The sequence below is a fragment of the Microbacterium sp. SORGH_AS_0421 genome (genome assembly GCF_030818635.1).
Classification (GTDB): domain Bacteria; phylum Actinomycetota; class Actinomycetes; order Actinomycetales; family Microbacteriaceae; genus Microbacterium.
This window is the reverse complement of sequence record NZ_JAUTAO010000001.1, coordinates 1,051,352-1,072,878: the sequence shown is the minus strand read 5'-3', so window position 1 is coordinate 1,072,878 and position 21,527 is coordinate 1,051,352. Positions and strand designations below refer to the sequence as shown.

The 21,527-nt window shown below is 67.4% G+C and carries 18 protein-coding genes and 1 pseudogene; 11 read left to right on the top strand and 8 right to left on the bottom strand.

Going from position 1 to position 21,527, the window contains the following annotated elements:
- Positions 1–218: 218 nt before the first annotated feature.
- Positions 219–326: pseudogene (locus QE416_RS05035) on the top strand (DUF779 domain-containing protein); the annotation flags it as partial.
- Here QE416_RS05035 and QE416_RS05030 read toward each other — a convergent pair.
- The 5 genes from QE416_RS05030 to QE416_RS05010 all read right to left on the bottom strand — a co-directional run bounded on the left by QE416_RS05030 (position 327) and on the right by QE416_RS05010 (position 4,717).
- Entirely contained in the window at positions 327–932 is a 606-nt protein-coding gene (locus tag QE416_RS05030; RefSeq protein ID WP_307314077.1) for a response regulator transcription factor, read from the bottom strand.
- Complete coding sequence (locus tag QE416_RS05025) at positions 929–2,038, bottom strand: sensor histidine kinase (protein ID WP_307314075.1); 1,110 nt, start codon at positions 2,036–2,038, stop codon at positions 929–931. Before QE416_RS05025 ends, QE416_RS05030 begins: the two co-directional genes overlap by 4 nt.
- A gap of 19 nt (positions 2,039–2,057) precedes the next feature.
- Entirely contained in the window at positions 2,058–2,855 is a 798-nt protein-coding gene (locus QE416_RS05020; RefSeq protein ID WP_307314073.1) for an ABC transporter permease, read from the bottom strand.
- A complete protein-coding gene (locus QE416_RS05015) occupies positions 2,852–3,787 on the bottom strand; it encodes an ABC transporter ATP-binding protein (RefSeq protein ID WP_307314071.1) in 936 nt (311 codons plus the stop codon). The genes QE416_RS05020 and QE416_RS05015 overlap by 4 nt, the downstream gene beginning before the upstream one ends.
- 99 nt (positions 3,788–3,886) lie before the next feature.
- Positions 3,887–4,717 carry a bifunctional 2-polyprenyl-6-hydroxyphenol methylase/3-demethylubiquinol 3-O-methyltransferase UbiG gene (locus QE416_RS05010; RefSeq protein ID WP_307314068.1) on the bottom strand — a complete coding sequence of 277 codons (831 nt, stop codon included), beginning with the start codon at positions 4,715–4,717 and terminating at the stop codon, positions 3,887–3,889.
- 102 nt (positions 4,718–4,819) lie between these two features.
- Between QE416_RS05010 and QE416_RS05005 the strand changes: the two genes are divergently transcribed.
- Both QE416_RS05005 and QE416_RS05000 read left to right on the top strand, forming a co-directional pair.
- Entirely contained in the window at positions 4,820–5,761 is a 942-nt protein-coding gene (locus QE416_RS05005; protein ID WP_210075501.1) for a RimK family alpha-L-glutamate ligase, read from the top strand.
- A 104-nt stretch (positions 5,762–5,865) separates the two neighbouring features.
- A complete protein-coding gene (locus QE416_RS05000) occupies positions 5,866–7,068 on the top strand; it encodes an O-acetylhomoserine aminocarboxypropyltransferase/cysteine synthase family protein (protein WP_307314062.1) in 1,203 nt (400 codons plus the stop codon).
- A 511-nt stretch (positions 7,069–7,579) separates the two neighbouring features.
- On the opposite strand, the gene QE416_RS04995 is transcribed toward QE416_RS05000, so the two are convergent.
- Positions 7,580–8,641 (bottom strand): LLM class flavin-dependent oxidoreductase, encoded by a 1,062-nt coding sequence (locus tag QE416_RS04995; RefSeq protein ID WP_267788776.1) that lies wholly within the window; start codon positions 8,639–8,641, stop codon positions 7,580–7,582.
- Between the two features lie 123 nt (positions 8,642–8,764).
- On the opposite strand from QE416_RS04995, the gene sfnG reads away from it, so the two are divergent.
- The 8 genes from sfnG (at position 8,765) to QE416_RS04955 (ending at position 19,005) form a co-directional block, all read left to right on the top strand.
- Positions 8,765–9,895 carry a dimethylsulfone monooxygenase SfnG gene (gene sfnG / locus QE416_RS04990; RefSeq protein ID WP_210075494.1) on the top strand — a complete coding sequence of 377 codons (1,131 nt, stop codon included), beginning with the start codon at positions 8,765–8,767 and terminating at the stop codon, positions 9,893–9,895.
- A gap of 230 nt (positions 9,896–10,125) precedes the next feature.
- Positions 10,126–11,757: an ABC transporter substrate-binding protein gene (locus QE416_RS04985; RefSeq protein WP_307314056.1), complete on the top strand. Its 1,632-nt coding sequence runs from the start codon at positions 10,126–10,128 to the stop codon at positions 11,755–11,757.
- Positions 11,758–11,876: 119 nt separating this feature from the next.
- Positions 11,877–12,950, top strand: coding sequence for an ABC transporter permease (locus tag QE416_RS04980; RefSeq protein ID WP_210075490.1), 1,074 nt, complete (start codon positions 11,877–11,879; stop codon positions 12,948–12,950).
- Position 12,951: 1 nt separating this feature from the next.
- Positions 12,952–14,034 carry an ABC transporter permease gene (locus QE416_RS04975; protein WP_307314052.1) on the top strand — a complete coding sequence of 361 codons (1,083 nt, stop codon included), beginning with the start codon at positions 12,952–12,954 and terminating at the stop codon, positions 14,032–14,034.
- Positions 14,031–15,722 carry an ABC transporter ATP-binding protein gene (locus tag QE416_RS04970; RefSeq protein WP_307314051.1) on the top strand — a complete coding sequence of 564 codons (1,692 nt, stop codon included), beginning with the start codon at positions 14,031–14,033 and terminating at the stop codon, positions 15,720–15,722. The genes QE416_RS04975 and QE416_RS04970 overlap by 4 nt, the downstream gene beginning before the upstream one ends.
- Positions 15,723–16,224: 502 nt before the next feature.
- A complete protein-coding gene (locus tag QE416_RS04965) occupies positions 16,225–16,551 on the top strand; it encodes a dihydrofolate reductase family protein (protein WP_307314050.1) in 327 nt (108 codons plus the stop codon).
- A 556-nt stretch (positions 16,552–17,107) separates the two neighbouring features.
- Complete coding sequence (locus QE416_RS04960) at positions 17,108–18,625, top strand: hypothetical protein (RefSeq protein WP_307314048.1); 1,518 nt, start codon at positions 17,108–17,110, stop codon at positions 18,623–18,625.
- Between the two features lie 122 nt (positions 18,626–18,747).
- Positions 18,748–19,005, top strand: coding sequence for a hypothetical protein (locus tag QE416_RS04955; protein WP_307314046.1), 258 nt, complete (start codon positions 18,748–18,750; stop codon positions 19,003–19,005).
- Positions 19,006–19,122: 117 nt separating this feature from the next.
- Here the strand turns inward: QE416_RS04955 and QE416_RS04950 are convergent, their stop codons facing one another.
- Both QE416_RS04950 and QE416_RS04945 read right to left on the bottom strand, forming a co-directional pair.
- A complete protein-coding gene (locus tag QE416_RS04950; RefSeq protein WP_307314044.1) occupies positions 19,123–20,223 on the bottom strand; it encodes a hypothetical protein in 1,101 nt (366 codons plus the stop codon).
- Positions 20,220–21,389: a hypothetical protein gene (locus QE416_RS04945; protein ID WP_307314043.1), complete on the bottom strand. Its 1,170-nt coding sequence runs from the start codon at positions 21,387–21,389 to the stop codon at positions 20,220–20,222. Before QE416_RS04945 ends, QE416_RS04950 begins: the two co-directional genes overlap by 4 nt.
- Between the last annotated feature and the right edge of the window lie 138 nt (positions 21,390–21,527).

Below are 21,527 nucleotides of genomic sequence, written 5' to 3'. Positions count from 1 at the left end.
TCCACTCGCACGTGCGGGTCGACGTCAGCGGCGCCGAGACCTCGACGTACGTGCTGTCGTCCCCCTCGAGCGGGTTGTCTGCTCGAAGTACGGAAAGATCGCGCGAGATCGGGGAGCTCCTCGTTCAGGGCTCACAGGATCGGGTGTCCCTCCCGGATGTGAAGGGTCCCTCCGGGCGTCGGGAGCTCGGCGACGACCCCCGCCCATGACGTCGTTCCGGGCGTGGCGCCGGGTTCTCGGTCGAGGGACCGACGGGCATGCGATTCCTCATTCGGTCGCGGATGCTGACGGAGGAGGAGGCGGTGGCGTTCGGGGTGGGCGCCTAATCAGAGCCACCCCCGCTCCACAGCGACCCGCACGGCATCCGCCCGATTCCGCCCGCCGGTCTTGCCGATCGCGCTCGACAGGTGGTTCTTGACCGTGCCCTCCGACAGGTGCACGGTGCGGGCGATGTCGGCGATCGAGCCGCCGTCGCGCGCTGCGGCGAGCACGTCGGTCTCGCGTTCGGTCAGGGGTGAGTCGCCCTGGGCGAGCGACTCGGCGGCGAGCTGCGGGTCGACCACGCGCAGACCCTCAGACACCCGCCGCACCGCATTCGCGAGTTCGGCCGCCGGGGTGTCCTTGACGACGAAACCCGAGGCGCCGGCCTGCATGGCCCGCGCCAGGTACCCGGGGCGCCCGAAGGTCGTGACCATGAGGGCGCGGCATCCGGGAACCTCCGAGCGCAGGAGGGATGCCGCAGCGATCCCGTCGAGGCCGGGCATCTCGATGTCGAGCAGGGCGACGTCGGCGTCCGACGACCGCGCGGCCTCGACGACCTCGTCTCCGCGTCCGACCTGGGCGACGACCTCGATGTCGGGCTCGAGTCCCAGGAGGGCGGCGAGGGCCCCGCGCACGAGAGCTTGATCGTCGGCGATGAGCAGTCGGATCACCACGCCACCTTCACTCGGAACCCGCCGAGGTCGCTGCGACCGATCGTCAACCGCGCCCCCGAGGTCTCGACGCGTTCGCGGAGCCCCGTCAGTCCCGAGCCGGTGGATGCCGTGGACGCCGGGCCGCAACCGTCGTCGGCGACCTCGACGGAGCGGTTGTCGAGTCGCACGCGGCAGGCACTCGCGCCGGAATGGCGGACCACGTTGGTCACGGCTTCTCGAACGACCCAGCCGGCGAGTTCACGCCGGTCGGCGGGAACCTGGTCGGTGGAGCCGGGGAGGTCGGCGGACACTCCCGCGCTCTCGAGCGCTGCTCGCGCCGCGGCGAGCTCGCCGCTGATGCTCACGCCCCGGTAACCGTGGACCGTCGCCCGCACGTCGGCCAGCGCTCCCCGCGACAGCTCCTCGATCTGGCCGATCTCGTCACGGGCGGCCGGGGAGCCGGCATCCATCAGTCGTCCCGCCAACTCGGCCTTGACGGTGATCACGGTGAGCGAGTGTCCGAGGATGTCGTGTACATCGCGGGCGACTCGTCCGCGTTCGCGCTCGGCGGCGAGTTCGGCGATCTGCTCCTGCGCGTCGCGGAGGCGTTCGAGGGTCGAGATGTTCTCGACGAAGCTGAACATCATGATCGAGATCGAGAGGATGATCGCCGAGTTCACGACGTTCGACAACGCGTCGGCGCCCATCGCCTCGCCGACGACGAACGACAGAGCGCTGAGGGCCGGGACGAACAGCCAGGTCGTCCGTCGGCCCATCGCCGAGACGGCGAACGCGACGCCGACGAACGTCCACATCCAACGGATGTCGGCGCCGAGCCACGGCAGCAGCGCGAGGCTGAGTGCGAACAGCACCACGGTCGGCGCCACCCGGCGCAGGCGCGACGCGGTGGCACGGGCGTAGGGAACGGTCGCCATGAACGCGGCCGCGAACACGACCACGATCGCGGTGCCGACGAGGTGACCCGCGACGCTCGGACCCTCCCACAGTTCGACGAGCACGGGAAAGGTCCAGATCAACGAGATCGATGCCCCGATGAACCAGCCGCGTCGGAACGGACGGCGGCCCGGAACGCGGGTGCGTTCCGGGCCGGTCGTCGTGCTCACCTCGTTCACCCTAGGCGCGTCAGCCGCGACGCGTGTCGCGACGGAAGAAGTACACGGTTCCGGCGACGAACACCGCGAGCCAGACCACCGCGTTGATCAGGGCGCCGAGATCGAATCCGTCACCGGTGAGGGGCGAACGGGCGAGCTCGCCGATGCCGTACACCGGCGTCAGCTTGCCAATGACCTGGAGAAAGTCGGGCATCGAAGACAGCGGAAAGAACAGACCGCCGAGGAACGACAGCAGCACCACCGCGAGGCTCGTGATCTGCGCCGCGTTCTCGCCCGGCACCATGTACCCGACCATGAGCCCGAGCGTCGTGAAGACGGCGCCGGCGAGCACCCAGGCCGCCAGGCCCGTGACGATCCACTGCGCCGGGGCGAGCTGAACACCGGCGCCGGCGGCGACCGCGTACGTCGCGATCACGGCGATGAGGCCGAACATCATGCCCGCGAGCATCTTCACCACGACGTTCGCGACGGGGTTGAGGGGCGTGAGCCGCAGCTGGCGCGACCAGCCCTGCGCTCGCTCGACCGCGACCGATGCCCCGGTCTGGGTCGCCGACATCATGGTTCCGTACATCGCCATCGAGACCATGATGTACGCGGCCACCGACACTCCCCCGGCCGCCAGCGGGGTGTCCGTGAGCGCCACGTCGAGCGTCTGGAACCCGACGATGAAGAACATCAGCACCGGGAACGCGACGGTGAAGAGGATGCTCCGAGGATTCCGCAGCTTGCGCACCAGCTCGATGCGCAGATAGGTCAGGGTGAAGCCGCCGAAGGCGGGGACCGGGCGGTCGAGGGCGATGGCGGTCATCGAAGTGATCCATTCAAGGCGAGGTCGGATGCCGAGGGCTCGGCGGTGAGAGTCAAGAAGACGCTCTCGAGGTTCTGCGCGGTGATCTCCAGATCACGCGCCGTGGTCGTGCTGAGCAGGTGCCGGGCGAGGGCGTCGGAGTCCCGCGTGCGCACCGAGACGCGCTCGCCGTTGGCCTCGACCGAGTCGACGCCGGGCAGCGCCGCGAGCGCCGTGAGGTCGGCATCCGGAAGCGTCGCCTGAACCACACGACCCGAGACGAGGTTCTTGATCTCGGTGGTGCTGCCGTCGGCGACGATCTGACCGCCCCGCATGAGGATGATGCGGTCGGCGTACTCGTCGGCCTCGTCGAGGTAGTGCGTGGCGAACATCACGGTCCGTCCGCGCGCGGCATCCGCTCGAATCGCGCTCCAGAAAGAGCGGCGCGCTTCGACATCCATGCCGGTGGTCGGTTCGTCGAGGATCAGTAGGGCGGGGTCGCTCACCAGCGCCATCGCGAAGCGCAGTCGCTGCTGCTCGCCGCCCGAGCACAGTCCCACCTTGCGTCGTGCCAGATTCCGGATGCCGGCACGCTCGAGCGCCTCGTCGACGGGACGTTTCTCGGCTAACAGGCTCGCCGTGAGCTCGACGGTTTCGCGCACAGTCAGGTCTTTCAACAGTCCGCCCGACTGGAGCACGGCCGAGACGAGACCGCGGGCGACGGCGCCGCGAGCGGTGTGACCGAAAACCTCGATGCTGCCGGCGTCGGGATCGGTCAGTCCCAGGATCATGTCGATCGTGGTGGTCTTGCCCGCGCCGTTTGGGCCGAGGAAGGCCACGATCTCGCCCGGTCGGATGGTGAGGTCGACGCCGCGCACGGCGTGGACGGAGCCGAAGCTCTTGACGACGCCCCGTGCGGCGATCGCGGCGGGGGTGGGGGTGGAGGAGGTCATGTGTTCATGCTGGCCTCGGGTGGTCCACGGCACATCCGTCGCCCGTCACCATTCGGGGGTGACGTTCGTCATGGGTGGCGTTCTCGCCAGCACCAGCGGTCACGCCACCTTCGTGGCCCTGATCGTGTAGCTCAGCGGCACGACCGACGGCTGCTCGGTCAACGCGAACTCGCCGTCGGGGCGCCGGTTCATGCGGCCGGGAAGCGCCTCCCACGGCACGCTGTCGTGCTCGACCAAGGTGTCGAGGCGCAGGCCGCGCTCGAGCAGCGCGGTGACGATCTCGCCCAGGCCGTGGTTCCACTCGTAGGTCTTCGTCGACGTGAGCGGTGCGGCCACCTCGACGTACGTGCTGTCGTCGTCCCACTCCAACGGGGTGGCCTGCTCGAAGTACGGGAACGCCAGCGACAAGCCCGGCAGGTCCTCGTTCATCGCCCACAGGACGGGGTGCCCCTCGCGGATGTGGAGCGTCCCGCCCGGTGCGAGCAGGTCGGCCACGACTCCGGCCCACTCGGAGATCGACGGCAGCCAACACAGAGCGCCGATGCCCGTATAGACGAGGTCGAAGGCTCCACGGGGAAGGACGTCAGCGGCATCCCGAACATCCGATCGGACGAAATCGACCTCGACGCCCGCCTCAGCGGCCAGCCGACGGGCCTCGGTGACGGCGTTCTCGGAGAAATCGAGTCCCGTCACCTTCGCGCCGAGGCGGGCGAGCGACAGGGTGTCGGTGCCGATGTGGCACTGCAGGTGCACCGTTCGCTTTCCCGCGATGTCGCCCAGCAGCGGCCGGTCGAAACGCACCACGTCCGACAGCGCTTCGGTGTCGTCGATGTAGCGTGCGATTCCGTATCCTGAGCCATCCCGGGCAGCGTGCAGCGTCGCGCGCTCGTCCCAGTTGGCGCGGTTGGCGTCGATGTAGTCGGAGGTCATGGCATCCCCTTTCCGAGAGACGAGCCTAGGGATGACACGACCCGGTGTCGCTACGTGACGCGGAGTGGGCGCGATGTCGGGGGTGCGGGTTAGCCTGGCGGCATGTCGGGCAAGGTCTATGTCATCCACGAGAATCCCCAGTGGATCCCGCCGTTCGCGGCGGCATTCGAGGCAGAAGGGGTGCCGTTCGAGGAGTGGCTCCTCACCGACGGGTCGATCGACCTCGCGGTCGAGCCTCCCGAGGGCGTGTTCTGGTCGCGTCTGAGCGCATCGGCGCACACGCGCGATCACGCGCACAGCAAGGAGTTCGGCCGCGCCGTTCTCCGCTGGCTGGCGTCGTGGGGTCGAACCGTGATCAACGGCGCAGACGTTCTGGAGCTCGAGGTCAGCAAGGTCGCTCAGCATGCGGCTCTGCGGCACGCCGGCATCGACGTTCCGCGCACGGTCGCCGTGTTCGGCACCGACGACCTCGTTGCCACGGCACGCGACTTCGGTGAGCCCTTCATCAGCAAGCACAATCAGGGCGGCAAGGGCCTCGGCGTGCGGCGCTGGGATTCGGTCGACGAGTTCGCTGCGTGGGTCGGCAGCTCCGACTTCGAGCCCTCCCCCGACGGCATCACGCTGCTGCAGGAGCTGCTGGTCGCCCAGGCCCCGTTCATCACGCGCGCCGAGTTCGTCGCCGGCGAATTCGTCTACGCCGTGCGGGTCGACACCAGCGCGGGCAGCTTCGAGCTGTGCCCCGCCGAGGCGTGCGCGGTTCCGGGTGCCGACGGAGTCGAGCCCGAGCCGCTGTTCCGCCGTCGCGACGACGTCGATCCCGTCCTGATCGATCGCTTCCTCGCCTTCCTCGCGGCCGAGGGCGTCGGTATCGCCGGTATCGAGTTCATCGAGACGCGCGACGGCCGCACCGTGACCTACGACGTGAACACGAACACGAACTACAACCCCGACGTCGAGGCCACCGCGCCTCGCTCCGGACCGCGCGAGATCGCTCGCTGGCTCGGCTCGCTGCTCCCGCAGGAAGTGGTCGGTTCGCGTGGCTGAGGCCGCTCCCCCGCACTCCGAGTGGGACGGCTTCGGCTTCGCCACGCGGCAGGTGCACGCGGGCGAGATCGAAGACCTCACGCACGGCTCGCGCATCACGCCGGTTGCACCTGTCGGCGGCCTACCGATTCGACTCCTTCCAGGAGGCGACCGATCGGTTCGCCGGCGCCGATCTGGGCCACCTGTACTCGCGGAACGCGAACCCGACCAACCAGGTAGCGGAAGCCCGCCTGGCTTCCCTCGAGGGCGGGTCGGGCGCGATCGTCGTCGGCTCGGGCCAGGCGGCGATCACTATCGCCCTGTTGGGTCTCGCGGGCAGCGGCGAGCACATCGTCTCGACCGCGAGCATCTACAGCGGCACCCGCGTGCTCTTCGACCGCACGTTCGCCCGCATGGGCGTGACCGTCGAGTACGTCTGGGACCCCACCGACGAAGCGGAGTGGGACGCGCTCATCCGTCCCGAGACCAAAGCGATCTTCACCGAGACCCTCCCGAACCCCAAGAATGACGTCGTCGACATCGACGCCGTCGCCCGGGTCGCGCGGCGCCACGGCATCCCTCTCGTGGTCGACAACACCATCGCGACGCCGTTCCTCATCCGCCCCATCGAGCACGGGGCCGACATCGTCGTGCACTCGGCGACGAAGTTCCTCTCGGGGCATGGCGCCAACCTCGCCGGCGCCGTGGTCGACGGCGGCACCTTCGACTGGGCGGCATCCGACCGTTCCTACCCCGCCCTCACCGACACCGCCATCGCCGGTCATGCCTCGTTCGTCGAGGCATTCGGGCCGCGTGCGTTCGAGCTGTCACTGCGGTTCGGCATCGCGAACGACACCGGTCCGGCGCTTTCGCCCCTGAACGGTTTTCTGCTGCAGCAGGGCATGGAGACGCTGTCGGTGCGCATGCGCCAGCACCTCGCCACGGCCCGCACGATCGCCGAGTGGCTCGAGGATCATGCGGCGGTCGAGAGCGTGGACTACGCCGGACTCCCGTCTCACCCGCAGCACGCGCTCGCCGTGCGCGACTACGACGGTCTCTCGGGCTCGGTGTTCTCGTTCACCGTGCGTGGCGGGCGTCCCGCCGCGGAGCGCTTCTTCGACGCCCTACGCCTCTTCAGTCGCATGACGAACATCGGTGACACCCGGTCGATGGCGCTCCACCCCGCGACGACCACTCACCTGGGCTTCACGCAAGAGACGCGCGACCGCCTCGGCATCGGCGACGGCCTCATCCGCCTGTCGATCGGCCTCGAAGATGCGGAAGACCTCATCGCCGATCTCGAGCAGGCCCTTCGCGCCGTGGCGTAGAGCGCACGGTCACGCGGGTGACGGCATCCATCCGTCTGTCCCGTTGAGTGTCCAAAACACCCGGAGAGTTTCGGAATCCGTCCGGGTTTCTTGGACACTCAACAGGCGTGCGGCCATCCCAGGCGGTGCCCTTTCCCCTCGAGTGTCCGAAACACCCCACGAAGGCGTCGGCGCGCTCGGGGTCTTTTGGACACTCACATGCCCGGCGGCCTGGTGCCGGCCCGGCGTGCCGACGCACGGGCGCGCCGACGCATTGCCGCGCCGACGTGCGGGGGCGGCGTGTCAACCCACGGGGTGCGGGCGTGTCGGCATCGCTCGCCGAGCAAAGCCCGGGCAGGGACGGTGAACGGAATGCGCCACCTCCACCGGGTTGAATGTCCAAAACACCCGGAGGTTTTTCTAATCCGTCCGGGTGTTTTGGACACTCAACAGGGGGTGCGCAGACCCGGGCCCGGCCCGCGCCAGGCCCCGCCCGACCTGCGCCGGACGTTCGCGCCGTAACGCCCCCGCGTCAGGCGTCGCGCTGCGCCTCGAGCCGGCGCACGCGCGGGATCACCTCGGCGGCGAACCGCTGCATCTCGGGCAGGTGCGGCGAGAACTGCAGCAGCAGCGTCGAGACGCCGACGTTCGCGAACTCCACGATGCGCTCGGCGACCTGGTCGGGCGTGCCGACGAGGTTCGGCCGCAGGCCGCGGTTCGACACCGAGTACTCCTTGAGGTCGACCTGGGTGTCGAGCTTCGACTTGCTCACGAAGTCCTGGTACGAGCCGTAGGCCGCTCCCCCGCGCACGTCAGTGATGCGGTCGATCTCGGCCTGCGCCTCGTCTTCGGTGTCGCGCACCACGGCATACGCCGCCATGCCGAAGGCCTCGAACGGCGTCGCTCCGGCCTCGGCGCGCCGGCGGCGCATGTCGGCGACTTTCGTCTCGAGCTCCTCGAGGGTTCCGCCGTGCGTGAGGTACGCGTCGGCGAAGCGCGTGATCGCCGTGCGGCCGGCTTCGCTCTCGCCGCCGGCGTACAAGCGCGGCTGCACTTGCGGCTTGGGCTCGGTATACGTGCCCTCGGTGCGGTAGTACTCCCCCTCGTACGCGAAGGGCGTCTGCGACCAGAGACCGCGCAGCACCTCCACCCACTCGATCGTGCGCGCGTACCGGTCGTCGTGCGCGCTGAAGAGCCCCTCGTACTGCTTGGCCTCTTCTGCCCACCACGCCGACACGACGTTGAGGGTGAAACGGCCGCCGCTGATCTCGTCGATCGTCGCGGCCTGCTTCGCGGTGTGGAACGGGTTGTGGAAACCCGGACGCACGGCCGTCATGAGCTCCAGCGACGACGTGACCGCGGCCAGTCCCGCCGTCACCGCCCACGCGTCGAGCGACGGAGCCTCGACGCCTTTGATGTCGTTGAGGTTGAGCTCGGGAATGAGCGTGAGGTCGAACCCGCCCTCTTCCGCAGCCCGCGCGATGTCGGCGATGTGGGCGAACGACACGGGGGTCTGCTCGTCGTCGACGTTGCGCAACCATCCGCCGAAGATGGGGGTCCAGTAGCCGAAACGCACGCGCTGGGGGGAGGTCATGGCTCCATCCTTACCCGGCGACCGTCGCCCGGTGTCACGCGACGAAACGGTCCGTCATATGTCGTTGACCGATGCCCGAAGCGATGCGAGGTTGGCCGGGTTCCGATCCGCGAGGAGGACCCCATGACCGATTCCACTCCCACCCACGAGCCGCTCAAGTTCGCCTACTGGGTGCCCAACGTCAGCGGCGGGCTCGTCATCAGTTCGATCGAGCAGCGCACCGACTGGGGCTACGACTACAACGTGAAGCTCGCGCAGACGGCCGAGCGCGTGGGATTCGAGTACGCCCTCAGTCAGGTGCGCTACGCCTCGAGCTACGGCGCTGCTCAGCAGCACGAGTCCACCTCGATCAGTCTCGCTCTGCTGCTCGCGACCGAGAAGCTCAAGGTCATCTCGGCCATCCACCCGGGCATCTGGCATCCGGCGGTTCTGGCCAAGTTCATCAACACGGCCGACCAGTTCTCGCACGGCCGGGCCGCCGTCAACGTCGTCAGCGGGTGGTTCAAGGACGAGTACACCGACCTCGGTCTTGAGTGGCTCGAGCACGACGAGCGCTACGAGCGGGCAGCCGAATTCATCCAGGTGCTTCGCGGCTTGTGGACGCAGGAGAAGTTCTCCTTTCACGGCAAGTACTACGACATCACCGATTTCACGCTGCGGCCGTTCCCGTACGAGGTGCCGGGCCGGGCGCACCCCGACATCTTCCAGGGCGGCAACTCCACGGCCGCGCGCTTCAACGGTGGCGCATTCTCGGATTGGTATTTCTCGAACGGCAAGGACTTCGACGGGTTCACCGAGCAGTACGACGACGTCACCCGCATCGCGGCGGAGCACGGTCGGCGCACCCGGTTCGGCCTGAACGGGTTCGTCATTCAGCGAGACAGCCGTGCCGAGGCGGAGGCGCAGCTGCGCGAGATCATCGCCCACGCCGATTCGGGCGCGGTCGAGGGGTTCCGCAAGAGCGTGCAGGAGGCGGGTAACGCGACCGCGGACAAGAAGGGCATGTGGGCGGACTCGAGCGTCGACGACCTCGTGCAGTACAACGACGGTTTCCGCACGCAGCTCTTCGGCGACGCGCAGCAGATCGCCGAGCGGATCATCGAGTACAAGAAGCGTGGCGTCGACCTGTTCTTGCTGGGGTTTCTTCATTTCCAGGAGGAGCTGGAGCTCTTCGGCGAGACCGTGATCCCGATCGTGCGCGAGCTCGAGGCGGATCTGATCAGGAGCGGCGACCCCGTGACCGCGGCGCGATGACGCGTATTCCGTAAGGCGTATACGGCGCCGGACGTCGCGGTGGGTGACGGGGTCGGCGGCGAGGCGGTGAGTGCTTTGCTTCCCCGCGGGCCGGAACTCAGTCGCACGTTCGTTGAGTTTCGGTCTCGTAAATATGCGCGCAAGGGCTTTGTGAGCGGCGGGAATCGGACTTAGATGTCCGAAGGAATGCGGCATTTGTCGCAATCAACACTTCAGAGCAGAGGTACAACATGACACTGCACAACAGTGGCCGCGGCCGACTCGGCCTCGCTCTCGGCGCGCTCGGTGCGTCGACCCTCGTCCTGGCAGGCTGCACGACCACGACCGGAGGCGGCTCCTCCGACGGCGGCTCGACCGACCCGCTCGTCATCGGCACCACCGACAAGATCACCTCGATCGACCCGGCCGGCTCGTACGACAACGGCTCGTTCGCCGTCATGACGCAGATCTACCCCTTCCTCATGAACAGCCAGTACGGCACGTCGGAGGTCACTCCCGACATCGCCGAGTCGGCCGAGTTCACTTCGCCAACCGAGTACACGGTCACGCTCAAGTCGGGCCTGAAGTTCGCGAACGGTCACGACCTGACCTCGTCCGACGTGAAGTTCTCGTTCGACCGCCAGGTCGCGATCAACGACCCGAACGGTCCCGCATCGCTGCTGGGCAACCTCGACAGCGTCGCCACCCCCGACGACACCACGGTCGTCTTCACCCTGAAGAACGGCAACGACCAGGTCTGGCCCCAGATCCTCTCGAGCCCCGCCGCGCCGATCGTCGACGAAGAGGTCTTCTCGGCCACCGCCGTCACCTCCGACGACACCATCGTCGAGGGCAAGGCCTTCGCCGGTCAGTACACGATCGACTCGTACAAGCCCAACGAGCTCATCTCGTACAAGCCGTACGCCGATTACATGGGGTCGCTGCCCAAGGCCGCCAACGGCGGCATCTCGACCAAGTACTACGCCGACTCCTCGAACCTCAAGCTCGACGTGCAGTCGGGTGCGATCGACGTCGCCTACCGCAGCCTGAGCGCGACCGACGTCGCCGACCTGCAGAAGGACGACGCGGTCAAGGTCGTCGACGGCCCCGGCGGCGAGATCCGCTACATCGTCTTCAACTTCGACACCATGCCGTACGGCACGAAGACGGCCGACGCCGACCCCGCCAAGTCGCTCGCGGTCCGTCAGGCCGCCGCCGACCTCGTCGACCGCCAGGCCATCGCGACCGACGTCTACAAAGACACGTACTCGCCGCTGTACTCCTACGTGCCGCAGGGTCTCGCGGGTGCCAACGAGGCGCTCAAGGACATGTACGGCGACGGCCAGGGCAAGCCCGACGCCGCCAAGGCCAAGGCGACCCTCGAGGCCGCCGGTCTCACGACGCCCGTCACGCTGAACCTGCAGTACAACGGCGACCACTACGGCCCTTCGTCGGGTGACGAGTACGCCGCGGTCAAGGCACAGCTCGAGAAGGACGGCCTGTTCACGGTCAACCTCGCGCAGACCGAGTGGGTGCAGTACACGAAGGACCGCAAGGCTGACGCCTACCCCGCTTACCAGCTCGGTTGGTTCCCCGACTACTCGGATGCCGACAACTACCTCACACCGTTCTTCTCCAAGGACAACTTCCTGCTGAACCACTACGACAACGCGGACGTCCAGAAGCTGCTCGTCGACCAGGCGACGCAGACCGACAAGACCACGCGTGAGTCGGAGATCGGCGAGATCCAGGACAAGGTGGCCGCCGACCTCTCGACGCTGCCGCTGCTCCAGGGCAAGCAGGTCGCAATCGTGGGCTCGAGCGTCGAGGGCGCCGTTCTCGACGGGTCCTTCAAGTTCCGTTACGCACCGCTGCACAAGTAAGACCGAAGCGGCGCCTCGCGCGATTGCGCGCCCGGCGACCGAGGGTCACGAACCCTCGGTCGCCGGGCGAGAGCGGAGCAATGAGGCGCCGTTCCCCCTGTGAGTGAGGTCTCTCCCGTATGGTCACCGCCGTCGACGCTGCCGACATCGCCAAACCCGTCGCTCCCAAGGGTGGAGGACTGTGGCGCTACATCCTGGTCCGTCTACTCCTGATCATCCCGACGGTGTTCATCCTCGTCACCGTGGTGTTCGTGCTCATGCGCATCACGGGCGACCCGATCACCGCCGCCCTCGGCGGTCGCCTTCCCCCTGATCAGCTCGCGGAGCGCATCGCGCAGGCCGGCTACGACCGCCCGCTGATCGTCCAGTACTTCGAGTACATCGGCGGGATCCTCCGCGGTGACTTCGGCACCACGCTCACCGACAACCGTCCGGTGATCGAGATCCTGCTGCAGTACGGATCCGCCACCCTCGAGCTCGCGATCTACGCGCTCTTCGTGGCGCTGCTGATCGGCATCCCGTTCGGTCTGCTCGCCGCCTACAAGCGCGACCGCTGGCCCGATGCGACCCTGCGTATTGGGGCGATCCTCGGGTATGCGACGCCGATCTTCTTCGTCGGCCTGCTGCTGAAGCTCGTCTTCTCGGTGTGGCTGAGCGTTCTGCCGGTCGCCGGGCGTGCGAGCACCCGCACCGAGTTGAAGTTCGCCTCGATCGAGAACCCCACCGGCATCTACCTGCTCGATGCGATCCGTCTCGGCGACGGCGCTGCCGCGGGAGACGTGCTGATCCACGCGATCCTGCCGGGCGTTGCTCTCGGCATCCTGACAGCGGGGATCTTCCTCCGCCTGGTCCGCACGAACGTGATCGGCACCCTGGGCGCGCAGTACGTCACCTCGGCGCGCTCGCGCGGCGTGGGGGAGTACCGCCTGGTCACCAAGCACGCGTACCGCCCCGCGCTCATCCCGATCATCACCGTGATCGGCCTGCAGATCGCCCTGCTGCTGTCGGGCGCGGTGCTGACCGAGACGACCTTCGAGTGGAAGGGCCTCGGCTTCATGCTCAGCGAGTACCTGAAGGCGCGCGACTTCGTCGCCGTCCAGGGGATTGTCGTGATCATCGCCGTGCTGGTCGCCTTCACCAACTTCCTGGTCGACGTCATCGCGGCGATCATCGACCCGCGAGTGAGGTACTGACATGTCGGATGCCGTGACCCCCACCCTCTCCGACGACAGCGTGACCGTGCGCAAGGTGCCCCTGCGCGACCGCCTTCCGGTGATCTCGCACCTTCGCCGCAGCGTCGGGCTGCAGCGCACCATGCTCGTGCTCGGCCTCGTCATCACCACTGTCTTCCTGCTGACGGCGCTGTTCGCCCCGCTGCTCGCGCCCTACGGGTTCGCGCAGCAGGAGGCGGACGGCGTCAAGTTCGGCACGCAGCAGGCACCGAGCGCGATGAACCTGCTCGGCACCACCGTCGGCGGCTACGACGTGCTCTCGCGCGTGATCTGGGGAGCGCAGACCGCCCTGCTCGTGATCCTGTGCGCGATCGCGTTCTCGATCTTCTTGGGGATCTTCCTGGGTCTCGTCGGCGGCTACTTCGGTGGCTGGCTCGACCGCATCCTCGTGGTGCTGTGCGACGCGATCTACGCCTTCCCCTCGCTCCTGCTCGCGATCGTCATGTCCATCGCGATCACCAAGGGCCAGTCGACACTGTGGGGCGGCATCCTCGCCACCGCCATCTCGATCACCGTGGTCTTCGTGCCGCAGTACTTCCGCGTCATCCGCGCCGAGGTGGTGCGGGTCAAGGCCGAGCCGTTCGTCGAGTCGGCGCGCGTGATCGGTGTGCCGACCGGTCGCATCCTGCTGCGTCACGTGCTGCGCAACTCGACCCGTTCGCTGCCGGTCGTGGTGACCCTCAACGCCTCTGAGGCGCTGCTGACCCTCGCGGGCCTCGGCTTCCTCGGCTTCGGCATCGAGGCGACCGCCGCCGCCGAGTGGGGCTACGACCTCAACCGCTCGGTCAGCGACGTGACCAGCGGCATCTGGTGGACCGCCATCCCGCCGGGAGTCGCGATCGTGCTCGCCGTGCTCGGCATCACCCTCGTCGGCGAGAGCCTGAACGACCTCAGCGACCCGCGTCTGCGCACGCGTCGCCGCGCCGGTCGCGCGCCCGCCCCCGTCACCGCGGTCGACCCGTCGACGGCTCCCGCCGAGGCTCGTGCCACGGCCGATCCCGCCGGGCCCCCGGCATCCGCCCCCTCCGATGGGAGCCCCTCATGACCGGCACCACCGCCCCCGTCGCCCGGATCGACGACCTGCGCGTCACCTTCGCCACCGACGGTGAGCCGGTCTCGGCGATCAACGGGATCTCGCTCGAAGCCCACGCCGGTGAGGTGCTCGCGATCGTCGGCGAGTCGGGCTCGGGCAAGACCGTGACCGCGAACACGCTGCTGGGGCTGCTCCCCGAGACGGCGACGCTCTCGGGCGCCGTCATCGTGCGCGGCCGCGACGGCGACCAGACCGACATCGTGCACGCGACCCGCGCTCAGCTGCGCGAGATGCGCGGGCGCGACGCCGCGATGGTGTTCCAAGAGCCCTCGACCGCGCTCAACCCCGTCTACACGGTGGGGTGGCAGATCGCCGAGGGGCTCCGCGCCCACGAGAAGCTGTCGAAGGCCGAGGCGAAGACCAAGGCCGTCGACATCCTGCGCCGCGTCGGCATCCCCGATCCCGAGAAGCGCGTCGACGACTACCCGCACCAGTTCTCGGGCGGGCAGAAGCAGCGCGTGGTCATCGCGATGGCGCTCGTCCTCAACGCCGGGCTCATCATCGCCGACGAGCCGACCACGGCCCTCGATGTGACGGTGCAGGCCGAGATCCTCGATCTGCTGCGCACCTGCCGCGACGAGTTCGGCGCGACGATCGTGCTCATCACCCACAACATGGGCGTCGTGGCCGACCTCGCCGACCGCGTCATCGTCATGTACCGCGGCGACATCGTCGAGCAGGCGCCCGTGCGGGAGCTCTTTGCGGCCCCTCGCCAGGCGTACACGCGCGAGCTGCTGGCCGCCGTCCCGCACGTCGGCCGCGGCAAGAGCGCCCGCCAATCGCTCGAGACCGCCGCGCCGACCGCGCCGCCGGCGGGCAGCCTGGTCGTCGCCGAGAAGGTCGAGATCGGCTACCCCGGTCGCTTCGGTTCGCCGGGGGTCGTCGCCGTGAAGGGCGTCGACTTCTGGATCGGTCCGGGCGAGGTGCTCGGCCTGGTCGGCGAGTCGGGCTCGGGCAAGACGACGATCGGTCGCGCGATGGTGGGTCTCACCTCGGTCGTCGGCGGATCGCTCAAGGTCCTCGGCACCGAGATGAACGGCGCGAAGCCCCGCACCCTGGCGAAGACGCGCCCCGATATCGGGTTCGTCTTCCAGGATCCGGCCACGAGCTTCAACCCGCTGCTCACGATCGCGGACTGCATCGCCGAGCCGCTCGTCGTGCACCGCCGCGTGGCGGGCGCCCGCGCCGCGCGTACCCGGGTGAACGAGCTGCTGGATGCCGTGCAGCTCCCGACCGCGTTCGGCGACCGCTACCCGCACGAGCTGTCGGGCGGTCAGCGCCAGCGCGCCTCGCTCGCGCGCGCCCTCGCGCTCGACCCGAAGCTGCTCATCGCCGACGAGCCCACCTCGGCGCTCGACGTGTCGGTGCAGGCCCGCGTGCTGCAGTTGTTCGCGCAGTTGCAGGCCGAGTTTGGCTTCGCGTGCCTGTTCATCAGCCACGATCTCGCCGTCGTCGATGAGGTCGCCGACCGCGTCGTCGTGCTGCAGCGGGGTGTGATCCGCGAGCAGGGCACGACCGTCCAGGTGCTCACCGAGCCGCGAGACGACTACACCAAGCGCTTGCTGGTGTCGCTGCCCGTGCCCGACCCGGTCGAGCAGGAGAACCGTCGAGAGCTGTGGCGGTCGACCCGCGGGGTCTGACCGCAGCCGCCGCATTGCCGGGCCCGCCCCGTGCGGGCTCCCACGTGGACACCGCGATCGTCACGCTCGCTGTCGACGAGGGGGAGTGGGAGAAGTGGACCTCACCGTGATGCACGCTCTCACTCGACGAGGGATTGGGAGTGTGCCGAATGCTCCGCTGCACCCGGATCATCCACGGGGTGAACTCCGGGCTTACGCTCGCGTACATTTTGCGACGGCGTCGTCTTCGGCGGCAATCGCGGGACTCGGGGAACTGATGTGGCTCACGGACCCCGAACCTCGCGCATGTCGGTGAGGAGTCGGCCGGCCTGCTCTCGTGTGGAGAGCTTTTACGCGACTGTCGACACTCTGGTGATGAGCCGCGCCACGTTCGACACGGTCTCGGCGTCCGCCGAATGGCCGTTCGCTGACAACGCCTCATCGTGCTCAGTACGACACTGGTCGCGAGTACGCACATGAGCGTCGTGCGCGCCTTCGAGGAAGCGCGAGTCGCCCTCGGGGAGTGGGGGCCGGGCGTGTTTACATCGACGGCGGGAGAACGATTCAGTCCTTCCTCTCAGCCGGCCTCGTCGACAAGACCACCGTCTCGATAGCTCCCATCCTTCTCGGTCGAGGGAGCCGCCTCGTCGCCGAGCTCGATAGCGACGTTCGCCTGACCCTTCGCGGCCACCACGCGACAGAAGGGCGTAAGAATCTCGTTCTCCATCTCCATCTTCGGCACCCGCAACCGGCGCCGCAACTCGACCAGTTCCTCGTGCTCATCGGACATCAGACCCGGCTTGCGACCAGAGTCGACGGCGTCCCTCAGTTGCGAAGCACGACTCGCTGATCCCGAGTTTGCGAGCGGTCTGGCCAACGGGTTTGCCCATGGGCGACCACAGCCAGGGCTCGATGTCGCAACTCCGGCGGGTGGGCAGCTGCAGGTCACTGACCCCCCTCCGAGGCAACCATCGCCTCAAAGTTGCTGTCCGGAGAAGCGGGTCAGGCTCCGTGGCGTGGGTCCCCCACTTTGTCTGCCGCCTCAGTGTCCGGAGTCGCACGCAGCTAAGGAAAACCCAGGTTCGGCGGAGAATCAAGACCACCAAGACCTGTCACCGGACCACTAGCATTTGGTCACACTGAGATAACGACCACGGTCTATATAAACCCAAAACGCTCCATTCTAGACCGTTTTAGGTGCTAAGGTCCTGGTCCGGGACTCCCCCACGTCCCCGCCCACCTGACAACCCGCGCAAGGTACTGCTGGCCCGGATACACGCGCTCTGGCAACCCTGTCCACAGTTGCGTGGGTAGCCCTACTTCACCCATGCCCTAGGAAACTAATGAATCGAACTTCACCGTCCCGGAAGCGCCTTCGCGCCCTCTCGATTCTTGCCTCGGCGGCGTTGGCATCCGTTGTCATCACAGGCGTAGTGACGCCGGATACCAGAACGGGTGCGTGGTTCACGGCCGACAAGAGCCTCTCCGGCAATCAGCTGACCGCCGCAACGCTAGGCGCCCCGGCCAATCTCGCCATCACCACTAACAGTTCAGGCGGGAACGTGGTGTCCTGGTCTTCCGCCGCATCACAGACGTGGGCTCAAGCCAATAACGTCTCTTCGGGGATCACCTACACCGTTCAGCGCACCCTGCCCAACCAGACTGCGACGACGATGTACACCGGCAGCGCGCAGTCCTACACCGACGCGTCCTCTTCGCCTTCCGCGACTCAGTTCACCCAGGTCTCAGCAGGCCAAAACCACTCCTTAGCGCTTGCGCAAGATGGAACCGTGTGGGCGTGGGGAACGGGGGACGTCGGGCAGCTTGGTACCGGTGGCACCTCGGACGCAGCGCTTCCGGTTTCAGTCCCTCTACGCGCGAAGGCTACGCAGGTTGAAGCCGCATGGGCGTACTCCCTAGCGCTCCTCGAGGACGGTTCCGTTTGGGCATGGGGACAAAATAATCATGGTCAACTGGGTGACGGCTCGACCAGAGACCGATATTCCCCAGTGCGAGTCGTATTTCCTGAAGGTGTGACCGTTGGTAAGCTTGCCGATTTGAATAACGCCGTCTATACGAGCTTTGCAATCACGCCAACTGGCACAATATACGCTTGGGGCCTGAATCAGCAATATCAATTAGGTTTGAATGACACGACAGATCGGGTGTACCCAACCGCCATTCCGGACGTTACGGTCACGGCAGTCTCGGCCGGCGTCAACCACGCAGCAGCTTTAAGTACCGGCGGTGACATCCTGACCTGGGGTGACGGCTCGAGTAAACAACTGGGCCGAAACAACTCGGTACGAACCCGACCAAGGGTGGTTTCTTTCGGGGGCCAAGTAGGGGCCAACGGGTTTAAGCAAGTATCATCCGGATACTTTTTTGTCATCGCGCAAGATTATGATGGCCGAATCTGGACCTGGGGGACAATGAGCGACAACGTTTCGCCCGAACGAACCGATCCAGAGGTCATTACTTCTGGCGGATTCGACTTCATCGAAGCTGGACGGACCAGCGCATGCGCTAAAAAGATCAGTTCCGAGATGCTGTGCTGGGGATCTAACAAGAGCGGCCTCCTGATGGACGGCACGACGACATCGAGCGCAAACCCCGTTTCGGCAACATCTGCCACCTCAAAGAACCTCACCTCGCTCAGCATCTCGAACTCTCTCGCGCTAGGCACGACGCAACCCTCTCAAGGATCCGGTACAAATATCTGGACATGGGGCACCGGCCCTCGTGGGAATGGTGACGGGGGTGCAGCAACGGCTGCATCCCAAGTTCGTGGCCCCGGGGATTGCCCCTCAGGTCTGACTCTCAGGAGTGGCTACTGCACGCCGCCCTCCGGTACGCAGTACTCCGTGACCTACACCTACGCCGGGTGGAAGTCTGGCGTAGCCCGGGCCACAACCAACTATTGACAACCCGGGCTTCTGATAGTCGGTTAAGTACGCCTCGGCTCGGGACCGAATTTTCCGAGACTTCGCGGTCTCAGCCGCTCCACGTGATCAATCGGTAGAAGTACCTGACATACCCTGTCTGAATGGCTTACCCCACCGAACCCCGAGAGTACAAAACGTTCCACGAACTGGACCCTTCCCAGATCGTTCATCTACGTCATGTCGGCGAGGATGAAACTGCCGAACCCGAATACGTTGATGCCGCGTATCAGGGTGGCGCGGGCGGAAACCCGGTAACCGGAAAGTTCTTTGTACCTGCGGAGGGACGCACGATTACCGTCAGCGAAGCTCAATACGTGGCGTGGTCCCGCCACACAGGTCGACACGGCTGGCGCAAGTAACAGCCAACGTCGTACGCCCGTTCGACGGTTCAGCGATCCACTCCGCGGCTGCCTCTGCGTGTCTTAGTGCGGTGACTCGTGCAGGATGCGCGTCCTCAGCCGAAACCGGGGTGACCCTCATCGCCCGAGCACGACCGACAGCACCCAGAACCCGCCGATAAACACGACGACCGCGATCGATACCCACGAGATCCCTCGTTTCAAGCGCCGCCCTTCGCGGGCGACGCCGGCGGGTGGCGGGGTGAGCGAAGGCACGCTCTGGGCCGCGGGGCCGGATGCCGTGGTGCCGCCGTCCGCAGCACCCGCGGACGAACCGGCGAGCCGCTCATCGCGCCACCGCGCCCACTGCGCGAGCTTCTCGTCGATCGCGTCGACCGTGGCGTACAACCACCGCCAGGTCGCGGCATCCAGGGTCACCAGGTCGCGCTTGGCGTAGAGGAAGAGCCAGTCATCGACGATCTCGACGTCGAGCGCCGCGGCGTTGTCGATGAACCGGGCCATGACATCGGGGGTGAACAGGTACAGCGCGTCGCGCTCGTATCCCTCGGGGCAGTACAGGGCGAAGTGCTGATCGAAGTCGCCTTCGAGGCTCAGCCGCTGGTCGCGACCGAACGTGATCGGCAGGTTCGAGCCGCCGAACAGACCGTTGTTGCCCACGGCATCCAGCACGATGTGGGGGAGCGGGGTGTCGAGCCGCAGCGCGACGTATCCCCAGCGGTGCGTCTGCTTGTTCTTCCCCGACCCGGTCTCGTACGTGTAGTTGGCCACCTCGAGAGCGCGCGGCTGCGCTCGCCGCATCACGTCGTGCAGCTCCTGATTGCGGCCGAGGTCGAAGATGATGCCAGGGCGCCGGGGGTTCGAGAATCCCGGATGCCACGTCATGTCATTCGCGCTCGCGAAAAGGCTCAGCCGGTAGCGACGTGCCGCGGAGCCGCCGACCGCGCGCACGAAGGCCCACACCAGGAATCCGACGATGGCGAGAACGAGGACGAAGGGGAGCAGCGCGACAGGGTTGCCGCTGCCGCGGGTGAAGGCCGTCGCGACGATCGACCCGAGGGTCGGGACGATGATGAGCGCGGCCACGATCCCGACGAACGCGAAGACGATGATCGTGAAGGCGCGGCTCTGCAGCATCCCCTTCTCGCGCAGAGCCTTGCTGAAGGCGCGGACCTTCGTTCGCTCGATCGGCTGGGTCAGCGCGGTGGTGTCGACGGTCATGACGACTGCGCCAAGAAGACGAGGAAGCCGACCGCGAAAAGCACGACCGGCACGACGACGAAGGCCCCGGCCACGACGAGCAGCGCGATGAGCCACGCTTTGCTGCGCTTCAACCGCTGACCGGGAGGGGCGACCCCGACGGGCGCGGGGGTGAACGTCATCGGCGCGGGTGCGAGTGCTCCGGCCGCCGCGGGCGTCCCGGCCCCCGCTGGCACCGCGACCCCCGCCGCCGCCGGTCGACCCACCGGAGCGTCCGCCCGCAGCCGGTCGTCGCGCCACCGCGCCCACTGGTCGAGCTTGTCGAGCAGCGCCGAGACGACCGCGAACGCCCACGCCCACCGGGCCGGGTCGGTCGTCGAGAGCTCCTCGGGCGAGTAGAGGAACATCCAGTCGTCGACGATCTCGACCTCGAGTGCCGAGGCGTTGTCGATGAAGCGTGCCATGACGTCGGGGGTGAAGAGGTACAGCGCGTCGCGCTCGTAGCCCTCGGGACACGAAAGCTGGAAGTACCTGTCGAAGTCGCCCTCGAGGCTCAGGCGCTGCCCGCGCTCCCAGAGGCCGAGTTTCACGCCGTTGCCCACGGCATCCAAGACGATATGAGGAAGAGGCACGTCGAGCCGGATCGCGATGTATCCCCAGCGCGAGGTGTGCGTGTTCTTGCCGTCGCTCGTCGTGTACGCGTAGTTGCCGATCTCGACGAATCGCGGCTCGCGTCCGCGCAGGATGTCGTAGCCCGTGCGGTCGCCGCCGATACCGAACAGCACACCCGGCAGCGGGGGAGCGGGCACCGCGGGGACGTACTCCATGCCCACGTCGCGGCCGAACCCGGCGAGCCGGAGCCGGCGGTCCTCCTGCGTCCGCTGGGTCTTCTGCCCCACGAACCAGGCCAGGGCGAGCCCGCCGAGGCCCAAGCCGATGGGGATGAGGAAGAGGACGCCCAGGATGATCGATCCCTCGCGCAGGAACGGCGACAGCACGACCGCGAGCACGATGATGACGACGCCGACCCCGCCGATGAACGCCAGTGCGATGGCGTAGGCGGCGATCGCCGCGCCCGTCCCGGGGAGCTTCCCCTCAGTTCGGAGCTGCGCCGTGAACGCCTTCGCGGCCCGCGGGTCGGGCGGCGTCAGCAACGCTCGCGCGTCGAATGGTCGGATCCCTGCCATGCGGCCCCCCGCCGTCGTCTGGTCACGTCCACGCTACCGAGGTCCGATTCCCCGGGGCCACCGGCATCCGTTAGACTACGAAGGTTGTCCGGCTACGCCCATGCGCGTGTAACCCCGTGATGACGTGCAACACACCCT